The sequence below is a fragment of the Bradyrhizobium sp. C9 genome, from assembly GCF_002532045.1.
Lineage (GTDB): Bacteria > Pseudomonadota > Alphaproteobacteria > Rhizobiales > Xanthobacteraceae > Bradyrhizobium.
Map to the genome: position 1 here is coordinate 1 of NZ_NWTG01000074.1, position 553 is coordinate 553.

Here is a 553-nt window from a genome sequence, read left to right on the forward strand (position 1 = left end):
CTAGGACCGATCGACATTCATTGCATCCAGATCATTGCGGCTGCGAGATGGATGAAGCCGGTAAAGTTGTCGGTTCGCCTGTCATAACGGGTCGCCAGGCGTCGGAAGTGTTTGAGCCGGCAGAAGCATCGCTCGATGCGGTTGCGCTGTTTGTAGGCGTTGGCGTCGTGCGGAATGATGATCCTGCGGGTGCGGTTTGACGGGATCACCGCCGTTGCGCCGATTTCCGCGATGATCGCGCGCAGAGCGTTGCTGTCATAGGCTTTGTCGGCGAGCACGGCATCGCCGCTCTGGCCGTCGAGCAGTGCGGGCGCCTGGGTGATGTCATTAACCTGCCCAGCCGTGACGATGAAGCGGAGCGGACGGCCGAGCGCATCGGCCAGCATGTGGATCTTGGTGGTCAGTCCGCCTCGGGAACGCCCCAGCGCCTGATCTTTTGCCCCCCTTTTCCACTCGTCGCCTGCTGGTGAGCGCGAACGATGGTGCTGTCGATCATCAGATACTGGTTGTCGCGGTCGGCGGTCAGAGCAGCGAACACGCGCTCCCAGACGCC

The 553-nt window shown here is 62.2% G+C and carries 1 protein-coding gene; it reads right to left on the bottom strand.

Going from position 1 to position 553, the window contains the following annotated elements; all coding sequences use genetic code 11:
- Positions 1 to 17 precede the first annotated feature (17 nt).
- Positions 18 to 548 (bottom strand): IS5 family transposase, encoded by a 531-nt coding sequence (locus tag CO675_RS39635; protein ID WP_097677275.1) that lies wholly within the window; start codon positions 546 to 548, stop codon positions 18 to 20.
- Between the last annotated feature and the right edge of the window lie 5 nt (positions 549 to 553).